The following is a 14,465-nucleotide window of genomic DNA, read 5'->3' on the forward strand; positions in this document are numbered from 1 at the left end:
CTCCTAGATCTTGAGCGTGCAGTCGCCGGAGGCGGTGGAGATGCAGGTCTGGATGCGGTCACCTTCGCGGTGCTCGATTCCCGACCGGATGTCGCGCACGTGACCCGCCTCCAACGGGAGCACACAGGATTGGCAGATACCCATCCGGCAGCCGAACGGCATCTGGATTCCGGCTTCTTCACCGGCTTCCAAAAGCGTTGTGGCACCGTCGATCTCCAGCGTCTTGTCGGAGATCGCGAAGGTTACGGTGCCGCCTTCACCGCCCTTGTCGGTGGCGGCGATGGTGAACCGCTCCATATGTAGCTGATCGTCGAGATCTGCTTCTTTCCAGCATTTCTCGGCCTCGTCCAGCAACGCCGGCGGCCCGCACACCCACGCCGGACGTTCCTGCCAGTCGGCCACGATGTCATTGAGGTCCCCGAACTCCAAATGTCCCTGACTCTCGGTGAGCTGCAGGTGCAGCCGGTAGCCCTCTTGCTTCTTCTCCAATTCCCGCAATTCGTCACAGAAGATGACGTCGTCGATGGTCGGTGCGGAATGGATGTGCACCACGTCGGCTTGTTGTCCGCGGGAATTCAGGGTGCGCAACATCGCCATCACCGGGGTGATACCGCTGCCGGCGGTGATGAACAGGATCTTCTCCGGCGGCGGATCGGGCAGCGCGAAATCGCCTTTCGGACTTGCCAATCGCACGATGGTTCCCGGTTTCACACCTTTGACCAGGTGCGTCGACAGAAAGCCTTCGGGGGTGGCCTTGACGGTGATGGTGATGTTCTTGTTGTCGCGCTTGGGAACTGACGTCAGCGAGTAGGAGCGCCAGTGCCAGCGCCCGTCCACCCGCAGCCCGATGCCGACGTACTGTCCCGGGTCGTACTTGCCGGAGAAACCCCAGCCAGGTTTGATCGTGACCGTCGCCGAATCGGAGGTTTCCGATTTGACGTCCACGACGCGCCCGCGCAGCTCCCGCGCCGACCAGAGCGGATTGAGCAGCTTGAGATAGTCGTCGGGAAGCAACGGGGTGGTGGCCCGGGCGGCCAGGCCCCGGGGAATGTTGACCCAGGGTTTCGATGCCGTCTCGACGCCTTTGGCGGGAGCCGAGCTCCACCGGGTGAGGCTGCGAAGAGTCGAACTCATAGTTCTTCTTCCAATGTTGGATCGGGCTCGGATCGGGTACGCCGCGCGAGAGGCTTGAATGCGCGGTCCCTAACGGCTTCCCAGGCCTCCGGTTCGCTAAACACTTGTTCGCCCAAACTCGGGCACCAGCCTCGCGGCCGGCCCCCGATACCACCCGGGTCAGCTCGGCACCCTGCGGCGATAGCCGAATACGAGAACAGCCAGCGGGCACGTGTTCAGTCAGGAGGGTCGGTGCACACCCGGGACCGCCGAGTGCGGGCTCAGCGCCAACGCTCGAACAGGCGGCGAGGCTTGCGTCCCTGCTGCCCCAGCTCGGCGCAACAGGGTCCGTAGAAGTTGCCTTGCGGCGTCCGCCGCGACTGCCATAACGGCACATTTCGTTCGCAGAAAAAGCAGGTGACCGACCAGACGCTCCAACTGCCCATGCGCTCACCCTACGGCTTCAAAGCGCCAGCGCCGATGCTCACCGGTGCGGGCGGTGGGACTCGAACCCACACGCTCTCTCGAGCACCGGCACCTAAAGCCGGCATGTATGCCAATTTCATCACGCCCGCGCGCTCAGCGATCCTACCGCCGCACGCGGCGGATCCGTCGGCCGCGCGCGACTCGGTGGGTTCGTCCGGCACCAGCCATGACCGCCACCGCGGTACCGTCATGGGGTGTCCAAGCAGGCCAACACCCGGCACCACCGGCTCGCGGCGATCGCCTTGGTGATCGCCGCGGCATGCGGCTGCCTGGCACTGGGCTGGTGGCAGTGGACGCGGTTCCAGTCCGTGTCGGGCAGCTACCAGAACCTCGGATACGCGCTGCAGTGGCCGATGTTCGCCGCGTTCTGCGTCTACGCCTACCGGAAATTCGTCCGATACGAGCAAGCACCGCCGCAGCCCAGCGGCACCGTCACCGAGATACCGGCCGGGCTGTTACCGGAGCGGCCGCAACCCGCAGCAGAACAGACCGATGACCCGGCTCTGCGCGAGTACAACGCTTACCTGGCCGAGCTCGCCCAGCACGACGCCGAGAAACAGAACAGGACCACCGCATGAGTACATCCGAGACACCCCCCGAAGCGACGGGCGTCGAGCGCGGCGCCTCGGTATTCCCCGTCGAGAAGATCCGCACCGCGTTGCTCGCGTACCGGGTGATGGCGTGGGTGACGGGTATCTGGCTGATCGCGCTGTGCGGGGAGATCGTCTCGCACCTGGTCTTCCACCGCGAGATCCGCTGGATCGAGGTGGTGCACGGCTGGGTCTACTTCATCTACATGCTGGCCGCATTCAATCTGGCGATCAAAGTCCGCTGGCCGATCGGCAAGACCGTCGGTGTGCTGCTGGCCGGCACCATCCCGCTGCTGGGCATCCTGGTCGAGCAGCGACAGACCCGCGCCGTCAAAGCGCAGTTCCCCGTCTAGCCGTCGACAGCGCCCGCAGGGCCGGCAGCAGCAGCTGCAGCGCCCGCCCGCGGTGCGAGACCGTGTCCTTCTCGGCCGGACTGAGCTCGGCCGCGGTCCGGCCGCCGGCGTCATCGGGAAGAAATACCGGGTCGTAGCCGAAGCCGCCGTCGCCGCGCGGCTCCCGGCCGATGGCGCCGGTCCACTCCCCGCGCACCACCACCTCGTCCGTGGGAGAGACCAGCGCGCACGCCGAGACGAACGCGGCGCCGCGGCGCCCGTCGGGCACGTCGCGAAGTTGCGCCAGCAGCAGAGCCGTGTTGGCCGCATCGTCGCCGTGCCGGCCCGACCAGCGTGCCGACAACACCCCGGGCATCCCGTTCAACGCGGCCACTTCCAACCCGGAATCGTCGGCGACGCTCGGCAACCCGGTCGCGGCGAATGCGTCGCGCGCCTTGGCCAACGCGTTGTCCTCGAACGTCGCGCCGGTCTCGGGGGCCTCGTCGAACGGCTCGACGTCGTCCAAGGACACCAACGTCATCCCGGACAACCCCGCAGCGTCCAACACCCGCTGCAACTCGGCCAGCTTCTTGCGGTTACGGCTGGCCACGAGTAACCGGCTCAGCTTCCGAACGCCTTCGGTTGCGGCTTGCGCTCGGGCAGCTCACCCGGGTAGGGCAGCGCCAGCGCCTCGCGCTGGGCGGCGAACAGCTTGTCGCAACCCGCCAGCGCCACGTCGAGCAACTTGTCCAAAGTCGACCGCGGAAACGTCGCACCTTCGCCGGTGCCCTGCACCTCGACCAGCGTCCCGGTGTCGGTCGCGACGACGTTCATGTCGACCTCGGCGCGCGAGTCCTCCTCGTAGGGCAGGTCGGCGCGGACCCGACCGTCGACCACCCCGACACTGATCGCGGCGATGGCGCACGACAACGGTCGGGGATCGGACAGCTTGCCCAGTGCGGACAGGTAGGTCACCGCGTCGGCCAGCGCCACGTACGCGCCGGTGATGGCGGCGGTCCGGGTGCCGCCATCCGCCTGCAACACATCGCAGTCGACGGCGATGGTGTTCTCCCCCAGCGCCCCGAGATCGATACACGCCCGCAACGAGCGACCGACCAACCGGCTGATCTCCTGGGTGCGGCCACTGGGCCGGCCCTTCACCGACTCACGGTCCGACCGGGTGTGGGTGGCCGACGGCAGCATCGCGTACTCGGCGGTCAGCCAACCCAGGCCCGATCCCTTACGCCAACGGGGCACGCCTTCGGTGACGCTGGCGGTGCACAGTACCTTGGTGCGGCCGAATTCGATCAACACCGAACCCGCTGGATTCTCGGTGAAACCCCGGGTGATGACCACTGGACGTAGCTCGTCGTCGAGGCGGCCGTCTTCTCGTTTTGACACGACGCCTACCCTATCGGTCGCACCGCGAGCGCATCGGCGGCGCGGGATTTCGGCACGATGTTGGCAGCCGGTCACATCCGCGGCGGACTAGGAGTTGCGGACCTCGAACGTCTCACCGGGCACCACTGCGTGCACCGGACCCTCGAACTCGGCCTTGGCCTCGCTGATCACGTCCTCCCGCGACGTCCACGGCGGAATGTGGGTCAGCAGCAACTCGCGCACTCCCGCCTGAGCCGCGGCCCGGCCGGCCTCGGTGCCGGAAAGATGCAGCGCCGGCGGATGTTTCGGCGAATGCGTCCAGGACGCCTCGCACAGGAAGGCGTCGGCGCCGCGGGCGAGCTCGACCAATTGTTCGCACGCGCCGGTGTCGCCGCTGTACACCAGCGACGCCCCGGTGGGGTCGGTGAAGCGCAGACCGAACGACTCGGTGGGATGCGCGACCACCCGGGGGCACAATGGTCAGCGCGCCGATCGTCACCGCTTCGCCGTCAACCCAGTGGCGAACGTCGAAAATGTCCGAGCAGTCATCGATTTCGCCACCGTAGGGCGACGACGCCGCCCCCATCCGGGACCAGGTGTCGCTGGGCCCGTAGAGCAACGCCTTGCCACTGGGCCGCGACGTCGGGTGGTACCGGCGCCAGACGAACAGTCCCGGCAGATCCAGACAGTGATCGGCATGTAGATGCGACAGCAGCACGTGCACCGAGCCCGGGTCGGCGTGGCGCTGCAACGCTCCGAGCACGCCCCCGCCGAAATCGATGACAAGCGGCGGCGTGTCCGGCGCCCGAAGCAGGTAACCCGACGCGGGCGAGTCCGGGCCCACGACGCTACCGGAGCATCCGAGCACGGTTAGTCGCACGGACACCACTGTGCCATGCCCGCTACCACGATGGGGAAAACATCGCCGCATTTTGAGGTCGGAATCATCGGCATTCCTAGTGGACACGTGTATGACGAACGGGTTCGACGCCCGTCACGGCGGGACCCAGGAACCGGGCCGCCAGCCGGGTGAACGCCTCCGGGTCGCCGGTGGCCTCGAACACCCGTGACGGCGGGGCTGCGCCGTCGGATTCGACCGGGTGGGGCCGCAGCAGTTCCCGTTCGGTGAGAACGCGCAGCACCTGCTTGGCCGTCTCCTCGGCACTGGAGACGAGTGTGACCTCGTCCCCCATCACCAGTTGGATCAACCCGGACAACAGCGGGTAGTGCGTGCAGCCCAGCACCAGCGTGTCCACTTCGGCGCGTTGCAGCGGCTCCAGGTAACCCTCGGCCAGGCCGAGTACCTGACGACCGCTGGTGACGCCCCGCTCGACGAAGTCGACGAACCGCGGGCAGGCCACCGCGGTGATCTCGGTGTCGCGGGCCGCAGCGAACGCATCCTGGTAGGCGTGTGAGGTGATGGTGGCCCGGGTGCCGATCACCCCGATCCGCCCATTGCGGGTGGCGGCCACCGCGCGGCGCACCGCCGGCAGGATCACCTCGACGACGGGCACGTCGTAACGTTCCCGCGCATCCCGCAGGCAGGCGGCCGAGGCCGAGTTGCAGGCGATCACCAGGACCTTCACCCCGCGGCCGACCAGGTCGTCACCGATGGCCAGCGCGTGGGCACGGATCTGCGGGATGGTCAGCGGACCATACGGACCATTGCCGGTGTCGCCGACGTAGATGATCTCCTCATCCGGCAACTGGTCGATGATCGCCCGCGCGACCGTCAAGCCGCCCACGCCGGAGTCGAATATCCCGACCGGCGACAGCGGCGTACTCATGGCTCAACGGGAAGCACGGATGGACCGCTTCCGTTCCCGGGCTTTGCGTTCCGGCGATGACAGCAGATACGCCGCCACCACTCCGGCCAGTGCGCCGCACAGGTGCCCCTGCCAGGACACGCCGCCACACACCCCCGAGCACCGGCAGTGCGCCCAGCAGCACACCGCCGTACACGAACAGCACCGCCAGCCCGATGACGATGTTCCACAGCTTGCGCACGAAGATCCCGAACACCAGCAGGAACGCCAGCCAGCCGAAGATCAGGCCGGAGGCTCCGATGTGGTCGGTCGGACGGCAGCTGCTGCCCATATCGCCGATCAGCCAGGTGCCGAAGCCACCCAGGATCCAGATGATCGCGGTGGCCCAGACGAATCGGGACAATCCGGCCAGCGTCATCAGAAAGCCCAGCACCAGCACCGGCACGGTGTTGGCGATCAGGTGCCCCCAGTTCGCGTGCAGCAGCGGCGCGAACAGGATGCCCCACAAGCCGTCGGTGGTCTGCGGCCTGATGCCGTTGCGATCCAGCCGGCCCCCCGGTGAGTTGGTCGATCAATTCGACGAGGTAGAGGAGCGCGACGAACGTGCCGATCGTCGTTGCCCCGATAACCCAGGCCGGCTTCTTGTCCTGCGCCGCCGGCGGGCGCGACCCGCTTCTGCCCATAGCTGCCCTTCCAGCGCGTCCCCCGCATCGACCAGGCTACCGGCGCAACCGCGATCGGCGGCGCATCGCCTCGACCAGGTGGACGCGGATCACCAGCACGCTAACCGGTGTGCTTGGCGAACGCGCCCGGCACCACGTCACGGTAAGCCGGTATCCCGGCCACCGACTCGGCGGCGATCACCCCGGACACCACCGCCCGCGCCAGGCAGTCGGCCGCGGCGGCACCAACCGCGGTGATCACGGCCGTTTCCGGCGACAACGCGGCGGGGGTATTGGGTGACGGCGGCACCTCGATTGCGCCCGTCGCCAGCGCGAAGACGGTGTCACCGTCCAGCGGCGTGTGCGCCGGACGCAGGGTGCGCGCCAGACCGTCGTGCGCGGCGACCGCCACCCTGCGGCAGGCCGCCGGGCTCAGCACCGCGTCGGTGGCCACGACGGCGATGGTCGTGTTCAGCTGGCTCAGCGGCGACGGCAGTTCCGCCAGCGCCGCGACCTGGTCGTGCGGCGGTGGCGTCAGCGCGAACTCGCCGATCAGTTCCGCCATCCACGGCAGGCCGGTAGCCCGGTCGACGGCGTCACCGGCGGCGTTCACAATGGCCAGCGCGCCGACAGTCACTCCGGACGGCAGCGTGCGAGACGCGGTTCCCACGCCGCCCTTGAGCACCCCGGCACGCGCACCCACGCCGGCCCCGGCGATGCCCAGCGGGACGGGCGCCGCGTCGCCGGCTGTATCGGCGGCTTGGCATGCGGCATAACCGAATTCGGCGGTCGGCCGACAATCCCAGGCCCCGACCGGCAGGTCGAACACCACCGCGGCCGGCACGATCGGCACCACACCGCCGCCCATCGCCACCCCGCGCTGGTGTTCCTCCAGCCAGCGCATCACGCCGTCGGCGGCGGCCAATCCGTAGGCGCTGCCGCCGGACAGCACCACCGCGTCCACGTAGCGGACGCTGTTGATCGGGTCGAGCAGGTCGGTCTCCCGGGTGCCGGGCGCGCCGCCGCGGCAGTCGACGGCACCCACGGTCCCGGGCGGCGTCAACACCACCGTGGTGCCACAGGCCCAGCCGCCGCCGAGGAACGCGTCGGGGTCCAGCCGGTGGTAATGGCCGACGCGGATTCCGCCGACGTCGGTGAGCGAGTTCATCGGGCCCGCCACCGGGGTTACCGGTGGCCCATCAGCACCAGCACCAGATACTCCTGCAGCACCGTCAGCCATTGGTAGACGTCGAAGTGCGCGGCCAGCGGGTGGTCGGCCGGCAGGCGTTCGGGCCCGTTCGGCCCGACCTCGAGCATCACGCCCAACGTCAGGCGCAGGTCGTTGACCGCCGAAATCCAGGCGTTGGCCGCGTCCTCGGTCAATTCGAACCGGCCGCCGTTCTGCGGCACCGTATCCAACAACTGCTGCGCCGCAGCACGTTTGGCGTCGATGATGTCGGGCTCGTGCAGACTGCGCAGTGCCGAGTTGAGCGTCTCGGAGGCGTCGAGGTCCAGCGGATCCCCCTCACGCCGGCGATAGAAGTCCGGCAGCAGCCGGCCCAGCGTCGGGTCGGCCGGGCGCTGCGAGTGCCCGGTCTTGATGCCGGTGATCTCTTCGAGTTCGTCCGACGGCGAGGATGACTGCCGCTCGTCCAGCAGGCCGACCATCGCACCGACCAGGTTCTGCAGCAGGGCCGCTTCGTGCGGGGCCAGCGACGACCGAAAACGGGGACCGTTACGGGTCTCGACGCGCTTCCATTTGCGCACTATGACTACCGGCTACCCGCGGATCTCATTTGTCCTGCTGCATCGTCGCCCACAACCCGGCGGCATGCAGTTTGGACACGTCGACCTCCATCGACTCCCGACTGCCCGAGGACACCACGGCCTTGCCTTCGTTGTGCACCTGCAGCATCAGCTTGGTGGCCTGCGGCTCGCTGTAGCCGAACAATTTCTGGAACACGTAGGTCACGTAAGTCATCAGGTTGACCGGGTCGTCCCAGACGATCGTCACCCACGGACTCGTCGTAGCGTCGACCGGAGCGGATTCGCGCTGCCCCGTACTGCCCGGCTTGGCCGGCGCTTTCGCTACCACCATGGGGGTAAGGATACCGAGAGCGCACCGTCGCAGTCAGCCGATACCGTTGGCGAGGTGAATGCGCCGTGAATGACATTGCATCAGCTGGGTTGTTGACCGACAAATACGAGTTGACCATGCTGGCGGCGGCCCTGCGCGACGGCACCGCGCAGCGACAGACCAGCTGGGAGGTGTTCGCGCGCCGGCTGCCCGCCGGCCGGCGGTACGGGGTGGTCGCCGGCACCGGCCGGCTGCTGGAGCTGTTGCCGCAGTTCAGGTTCGACGACGCCGCATGCGATCTGGTGGCCGAATTCCTCGATCCCGACACGGTGGATTATCTGCGCAACTTCCGGTTCGGTGGCGACATCGACGGTTACGCCGAGGGCGAGCTGTACTTCCCCAACTCCCCGGTCCTGTCGGTGCACGGCAGCTTCGCCGAGTGCGTGCTGCTGGAAACGCTGGTGCTGTCGATCTTCAATCACGACACCGCGATCGCTTCGGCGGCCGCGCGCATGGTCAGCGCCGCCCGCGGCCGTCCGGTCATCGAAATGGGCACCCGCCGCACCCACGAGCGTGCCGCGGTCGCCGCGGCGCGGGCCGCCTACATCGCCGGCTTCGCCGGCACGTCGAACCTGGAGGCCCAACGGTTGTACGGGGTGCCCACGGTGGGCACCGCCGCGCACGCCTTCACCATGGTGCACACCCAGCAGAGCGGCACCGAGGAATTGGCCGCCTTCCGGGCACAGGTCGCCGCGCTGGGCCCAGGCACCACGCTGCTGGTGGACACCTACGACGTGACGACGGGGGTCGCCAACGCGATCGCCGCCGCCGGCCCGGAGCTGGGTGCGGTCCGCATCGACTCCGGCGACCTCGAGGCGCTGGCCCACCAGGTGCGTACCCAGCTCGACGAGCTGGGCGCCAGACACACCCGCATCGTGCTGACCGGTGACCTCGACGAGTTCTCCATCGCCGGGCTGGCCGCCGCGCCGGTCGACCGCTACGGCGTCGGCACGTCTCTGGTCGCCGGGTCGGGCGCACCGACGGCGAGCATGGTCTACAAACTCGTCGAGGTGGACGGCATCCCGGTGCAGAAACGCAGCAGCCAGAAGCAGTCCCGCGGTGGCCGAAAAGCGGCGCTGCGGCTGGCCCGGCCGACCGGCACCGTCACCGAGGAGGTCGTGCACCCCGCCGCCCGCCCGCCGGACGTCACCGAGCCGCACCGCGTGTTGACGACGCCCTTGGTGCGCGCCGGGCGCGCCGTCTTCCAGACCGATCTGTCCGCGGCACGGGAACTGGTGGCGGCGGGGTTACGCAGCCTGCCGTGGGAGGGGCTGAGCTTGTCCCCCGGCGAACCGGCGATCCCGACGCAGACCATCCCTACCTGACCGAAGGGGCAGCTGGTGTCCGAGGCTGAATCCGTCAGGGCGCTGCTTGGCAAGGCGGTCGCCGCGCTCGGCGGCAGCGAGCGCAGCGGCCAGCAGCAGATGGCCCACGCGGTCGCCCGGGCCTTCGAAACCCGCCAACACCTGGTGGTGCAGGCCGGCACCGGCACCGGCAAGTCGTTGGCGTACCTGGTTCCCTCGATCGTGCGCGCGGTCAACGACGACGCACCGGTGGTGGTGTCGACGGCGACGATCGCCCTGCAGCGCCAGCTCGTCGACCGCGACCTGCCCCGCCTGGCCGACTCGCTGGCTGACGCACTGCCTCGCCGGCCCACCTTCGCGTTGCTCAAAGGGCGACGAAACTATCTGTGCCTGAACAAGATTCACGGCGCCGTCACCGACGACCCGGACGAGCCGCCGCAAGAGGAACTATTCAACCCGATGGCGGCCAGCGCCCTGGGTCGCGACGTGCAACGCCTCACCGAGTGGGCGTCGAGCACCGAAACCGGGGATCGTGACGACCTCAAACCCGGTGTGCCGGAACGATCCTGGTCACAGGTCAGCGTGTCGGCACGCGAATGCATCGGGGTGGCCCGCTGCCCGTACGGCAGCGAGTGCTTCTCGGAAAGGGCGCGGGCGCGGGCCGGCGGCGCCGATATCGTCGTCACCAATCACGCGCTGCTGGCCATCGACGCGGTGTCCGACTCCGCGGTGCTGCCCGAACACGAACTCCTGGTCGTCGACGAAGCGCACGAGTTGGCCGATCGGGTGACGTCGGTGGCCACCGCGGAGTTGACGGCCGCGTCGTTGGGGGTGGCGGCGCGGCGCATCACCAGATTGGTGAAGCCGGAGCTGGTCCAGCGTCTGGAAGCGGCATCGACGACCTTCTCCTCGGCCATCCACGACGCTCAGGCCGGGCGCATCGACTACCTCGACGACGAGCTCGCCACCTACCTCGCCGCGCTCCGGGACGCTGCCAACGCGGCTCGCTCGGCGATCGAGGGCACCAGCGACACGCGGGCCGCGGCCGCGCGGGCGGAGGCGGCCGCGACGCTGATCGAGATCGCCGACACGGCCGCGCGGATCCTCGAGTCGTTCGGGCCGGCCATCCCGGACCGCACCGACATCGTCTGGCTCGACCACGAAGACAACCGCGGGACCCCACGTGCGGTGCTGCGGGTGGCTCCGCTGTCGGTGGCCGGGCTGCTGGCCACGCAGGTGTTCGCCCGGTCGACGACGGTGTTGACCTCGGCGACGCTGACGGTGGGCGGGACCTTCGACGCGATGGCCCAGGCCTGGGGCCTTCAGGGTTCGGACCGCGCCTGGTGCGGGCTGGACGTGGGGTCTCCGTTCGAGCACGCCAAGTCCGGGATCTTCTACATCGCCGCCCATCTGCCGCCACCGGGCCGCGACGGTGTCGGGTCGGCCGAGCAGCTCACCGAGATCGCCGAACTGATCACCGCGGCCGGCGGTCGCACGTTGGGCCTGTTCTCCTCGATGCGCGCGGCGCGGGCCACCGCCGAGGCGATGCGCGACCGACTGTCCACCCCGGTGCTGTGCCAGGGCGACGACAGCACCTCCGCGTTGGTCGAGCAGTTCAGCGCCGAGCCGGAGACCTCCCTGTTCGGCACGCTGTCGCTGTGGCAAGGCGTCGACGTCCCGGGGCCGTCGCTGTCGTTGGTGCTGATCGACCGCATCCCGTTTCCGCGGCCCGACGACCCGTTGCTCAGTGCCCGCCAGCGCGCGGTCGCCGCCCGCGGCGGCAACGGCTTCATGGCCGTCGCCGCCAGCCATGCGGCGCTGCTGCTGGCGCAGGGATCGGGCCGGCTGCTGCGCCGGGTGACCGATCGCGGGGTGGTCGCGGTGTTGGACTCACGCCTGGCCACCGCCCGTTACGGCGACTACCTGCGCGCCACGCTGCCGCCGTTCTGGCAGACCACGAATGGCGCGCAGGTCCGGGCGGCGCTGGCCCGGCTGGCACAGAGCTAAGCCAGGGTGACCAGCCCGAGTTCGCTGCTGTCGGCGAGCATCGGATGGCGCGGCAGCACCCGCACCGTGTAGCCCAGCGACCCGGCCAGCGGCAGCGGTGTCGTCGTCGAGAACACCTGGTAGCCCCCCTCGGCGCTGCCGGTGTACGTCATCTCGACGGTGAACGGATCCTGCAACTCGTCGGCCGCGTCGACCCGGCCCAACACCGCCTGCACGGTCACCTCGTCGGGCGACAGGCCGGCCAGGTGCATGGTGGCGGTCAGCGTCAGCTTCGATCCCAGCAGCGGGGTGTCCGGCAGTCCGGTGCTGTCCACATCGGTGATGTCGATCTTCGGCCAGGCCTCTTCGGCGCGACGCCGGTAGGCGGCCAGTTCCCGGGCGGCATCGAATCGGGCGCCACCCTCGTGAGCCGCGACGATCTGCCGCAGCGACCTCGCGGCCGGCGTGTAGTACTGCTCGACGTAGTCGGTGACCATCCGGGAGGCCAGCACCTTGGGCCCCAGGGTCTGCAGCGTGTGCCGCACCATCTCGATCCAGCGCGGTGGCGTCCCGTGCTCGTCGCGCTCGTAGAACTTGGGCGCCACCGCCTCCTCCAACAGCTTGTAGAGGGCGGTGGCCTCCAGGTCGTCGCGCCGGTTCTCGTCGGCCACGCCGTCCGCCGAAGGGATCTCCCAGCCGTTCTCGCCGTCGTACCACTCGTCCCACCAGCCGTCTCGGATGGAGAGGTTCAACCCGCCGTTCAACGCGCTCTTCATCCCCGACGTTCCGCAGGCCTCCAACGGCCGCAACGGGTTGTTCAGCCAGACGTCGCAGCCCCAGTAGAGCAGCCGCGCCATCGACATGTCGTAATTGGGCAGGAAGGCGATCCGGTGCCGCACCTCGGGGCGGTCGGCGAACCGCACCACCTGCTGGATCAGCGCCTTGCCGCCGTCGTCGGCGGGGTGCGACTTACCGGCGACGATCAGCTGCACCGGCCGCTGCTCATCGAGCAGCAGCCGTTCCAGCCGAGCCGGGTCGCGCAACATCAGGGTCAGCCGCTTGTACGTCGGAACCCGCCGGGCGAACCCCACGGTGAGCACATCGGGATCGAATGCTGTTGATATCCAAGTTAATTCGGCTTCCGATGCGCCGCGTTCCAACCAGGACTGGCGCAGCCGCAGCCGGACGTCCTGAACCAGCAGCGCGCGCAACTGGGATCGGATCCACCACAGGTGCCCCGGGTCGACCTGCTGCAGCCGCAGCCACACGGCAGGCTCGCCGAACGAGTCCGACCCGGCCAGCTCGCGCCCCAACTCCAGCCACTGCGGAGCGGCCCCCAGGTGCGCGCATGAACGCCGTTGGTGATCGATCCGATCGGGACTTCCGCAGGGTCGAAGCCGGGCCACAACTCGTTGAACATGACCCGGCTGACCCGGCCGTGCAACAACGAGACTCCGTTGGCCCGCTGCGCCAGCCGCAGACCCATGTGCGCCATGTTGAACTTGGTCGGGTCGTCCTCGGCGCCCAAGGCCAGCACCCGCGCCGTCGGCACGCCGGGCAGCAGCGTGGACACCTGGTCGCCGGCATCGTCGAAGTAGCGCTGCACCAGCTCCGCGGGGAACCGGTCGATGCCGGCCGGAACCGGGGTGTGGGTGGTGAAGACGGTGGCCGACCGCACCACGGTCAGGGCGGTGTCGAAGTCCAGTCCACCTTCCGTCAGTTCGCGGACACGCTCCACGCCGAGGAATCCGGCGTGGCCCTCGTTCATGTGGAACACCTCGGGGCCGGGGCGCCCCTCGATGGCGGTGAAGGCACGGATCGCCCGCACCCCGCCGATACCGGCCAGCAGTTCCTGCACCATCCGGTGCTCCTGGTCGCCGCCGTACAACCGGTCGGTGACGGTGCGCAGCTCGTGCTCGTTCTCCGGGACATCGGAGTCCAGCAGCAGCAACGGGATGCGCCCGACCTGCGCGACCCAGATCCGCGCCCGCAGCCGCATGGAGTCCGGCAACGCCAACTCCACGAGCGCCGGGCTGCCGTCGGCGTCGGTGAGCAACCGCAACGGCAGCCCCTGCGGGTCCAGCGAGGGGTAGGTCTCGTGCTGCCAACCGTCGGCGGTCAGGGACTGCCGGAAATATCCGGAGCGGTAGTACAGGCCCACCGCGATCAGCGGCAGCCCCAGGTCCGACGCCGATTTCAGATGGTCTCCGGCGAGGATTCCGAGACCACCGGAATAGTTGGGCAACACCTCGGCGACACCGAACTCCATCGAGAAGTAGGCGATGCCGGTGGGCAGGTCGGCGCCGGCAGACTGTTGCTGCTGATACCACAGCGGGCGGTTCAAATAGTCGTTCAAGTCGGCGGCGAGTTCGTCGAGCCTGCGCAGAAACTCCTCGTCGGTCGCCAGTTCGTCGAGCCGCGCCGGCTTCACTGCGCCGAGCACGGCCACCGGGTCCTTGCCGCATTTGTTCCACAGCTCGGGATCGATGGTGGCGAACAGGTCCTGCGTCGGTTTTTCCCACGACCAGCGCAGGTTGGTCGACAGCTGGTCCAGCGCGGCGAGGCGTTGTGGAAGGTGGGCACGCACGGTAAAGCGACGGAGGGCTTTCACGCATTTCAACCTTACTGAGGTTTTCCCAGCTTGCAGCCTTCGGCCACCGCGATTCGGGCAGTCGGCTGCGCCACCTTCGGTGTAGCCGGCCACTAGGG

At 68.8% G+C, this 14,465-nt stretch carries 11 protein-coding genes, 1 tRNA gene and 3 pseudogenes; 4 read left to right on the forward strand and 11 right to left on the reverse strand.

Annotation, left to right across the window (positions count from 1 at the left end):
• Positions 1-3: 3 nt before the first annotated feature.
• Positions 4-1,134 carry a ferredoxin reductase gene (locus tag L6444_RS20240; protein ID WP_236976815.1) on the reverse strand — a complete coding sequence of 377 codons (1,131 nt, stop codon included), beginning with the start codon at positions 1,132-1,134 and terminating at the stop codon, positions 4-6.
• A 470-nt stretch (positions 1,135-1,604) separates the two neighbouring features.
• Positions 1,605-1,688: transfer RNA gene (locus tag L6444_RS20245), tRNA-Leu, on the reverse strand.
• Positions 1,689-1,793: 105 nt separating this feature from the next.
• Here L6444_RS20245 and L6444_RS20250 point away from each other — a divergent pair.
• The gene (locus tag L6444_RS20250) at positions 1,794-2,177 is read left to right on the forward strand and encodes a hypothetical protein (RefSeq protein WP_236976816.1); all 384 of its coding nucleotides are present in this window, start codon (positions 1,794-1,796) and stop codon (positions 2,175-2,177) included.
• Entirely contained in the window at positions 2,174-2,542 is a 369-nt protein-coding gene (locus tag L6444_RS20255) for a DUF3817 domain-containing protein (protein ID WP_370652925.1), read from the forward strand. The genes L6444_RS20250 and L6444_RS20255 overlap by 4 nt, the downstream gene beginning before the upstream one ends.
• On the opposite strand, the gene rdgB is transcribed toward L6444_RS20255, so the two are convergent.
• The 8 genes and pseudogenes from rdgB to clpS form a co-directional block, all read right to left on the reverse strand.
• Positions 2,520-3,146 carry an RdgB/HAM1 family non-canonical purine NTP pyrophosphatase gene (gene rdgB, locus L6444_RS20260; RefSeq protein WP_236984296.1) on the reverse strand — a complete coding sequence of 209 codons (627 nt, stop codon included), beginning with the start codon at positions 3,144-3,146 and terminating at the stop codon, positions 2,520-2,522. The genes L6444_RS20255 and rdgB overlap by 23 nt on opposite strands.
• A complete protein-coding gene (gene rph, locus L6444_RS20265; RefSeq protein WP_236976817.1) occupies positions 3,143-3,922 on the reverse strand; it encodes a ribonuclease PH in 780 nt (259 codons plus the stop codon). The genes rdgB and rph overlap by 4 nt, the downstream gene beginning before the upstream one ends.
• An 87-nt stretch (positions 3,923-4,009) precedes the next feature.
• Positions 4,010-4,787, reverse strand: a pseudogene (locus L6444_RS20270) (cyclic nucleotide-degrading phosphodiesterase).
• Positions 4,788-4,857: 70 nt separating this feature from the next.
• On the reverse strand, positions 4,858-5,688 hold the full coding sequence (murI, locus tag L6444_RS20275) for a glutamate racemase (RefSeq protein WP_236976818.1): 831 nt from the start codon (positions 5,686-5,688) through the stop codon (positions 4,858-4,860).
• Between the two features lie 3 nt (positions 5,689-5,691).
• Positions 5,692-6,350 (reverse strand): annotated as a pseudogene (locus L6444_RS20280) (rhomboid family intramembrane serine protease).
• Between the two features lie 100 nt (positions 6,351-6,450).
• Positions 6,451-7,497 carry a P1 family peptidase gene (locus L6444_RS20285; RefSeq protein ID WP_236976819.1) on the reverse strand — a complete coding sequence of 349 codons (1,047 nt, stop codon included), beginning with the start codon at positions 7,495-7,497 and terminating at the stop codon, positions 6,451-6,453.
• A gap of 17 nt (positions 7,498-7,514) precedes the next feature.
• Positions 7,515-8,096: an oxidative stress transcriptional regulator AosR gene (gene aosR / locus L6444_RS20290; RefSeq protein WP_236976821.1), complete on the reverse strand. Its 582-nt coding sequence runs from the start codon at positions 8,094-8,096 to the stop codon at positions 7,515-7,517.
• A gap of 25 nt (positions 8,097-8,121) precedes the next feature.
• Positions 8,122-8,427 carry an ATP-dependent Clp protease adapter ClpS gene (gene clpS, locus L6444_RS20295; RefSeq protein ID WP_180914679.1) on the reverse strand — a complete coding sequence of 102 codons (306 nt, stop codon included), beginning with the start codon at positions 8,425-8,427 and terminating at the stop codon, positions 8,122-8,124.
• Positions 8,428-8,543: 116 nt separating this feature from the next.
• On the opposite strand from clpS, the gene L6444_RS20300 reads away from it, so the two are divergent.
• Both L6444_RS20300 and L6444_RS20305 read left to right on the forward strand, forming a co-directional pair.
• Positions 8,544-9,791 (forward strand): nicotinate phosphoribosyltransferase, encoded by a 1,248-nt coding sequence (locus tag L6444_RS20300; protein ID WP_236984298.1) that lies wholly within the window; start codon positions 8,544-8,546, stop codon positions 9,789-9,791.
• Between the two features lie 15 nt (positions 9,792-9,806).
• On the forward strand, positions 9,807-11,777 hold the full coding sequence (locus L6444_RS20305) for an ATP-dependent DNA helicase (protein WP_236976822.1): 1,971 nt from the start codon (positions 9,807-9,809) through the stop codon (positions 11,775-11,777).
• Here the strand turns inward: L6444_RS20305 and glgP are convergent.
• Positions 11,774-14,367 (reverse strand): annotated as a pseudogene (glgP, locus tag L6444_RS20310) (alpha-glucan family phosphorylase). The gene L6444_RS20305 and the pseudogene glgP overlap by 4 nt on opposite strands.
• Between the last annotated feature and the right edge of the window lie 98 nt (positions 14,368-14,465).

It is taken from the genome of Mycobacterium kiyosense, from assembly GCA_021654635.1.
Lineage (GTDB): Bacteria > Actinomycetota > Actinomycetes > Mycobacteriales > Mycobacteriaceae > Mycobacterium > Mycobacterium kiyosense.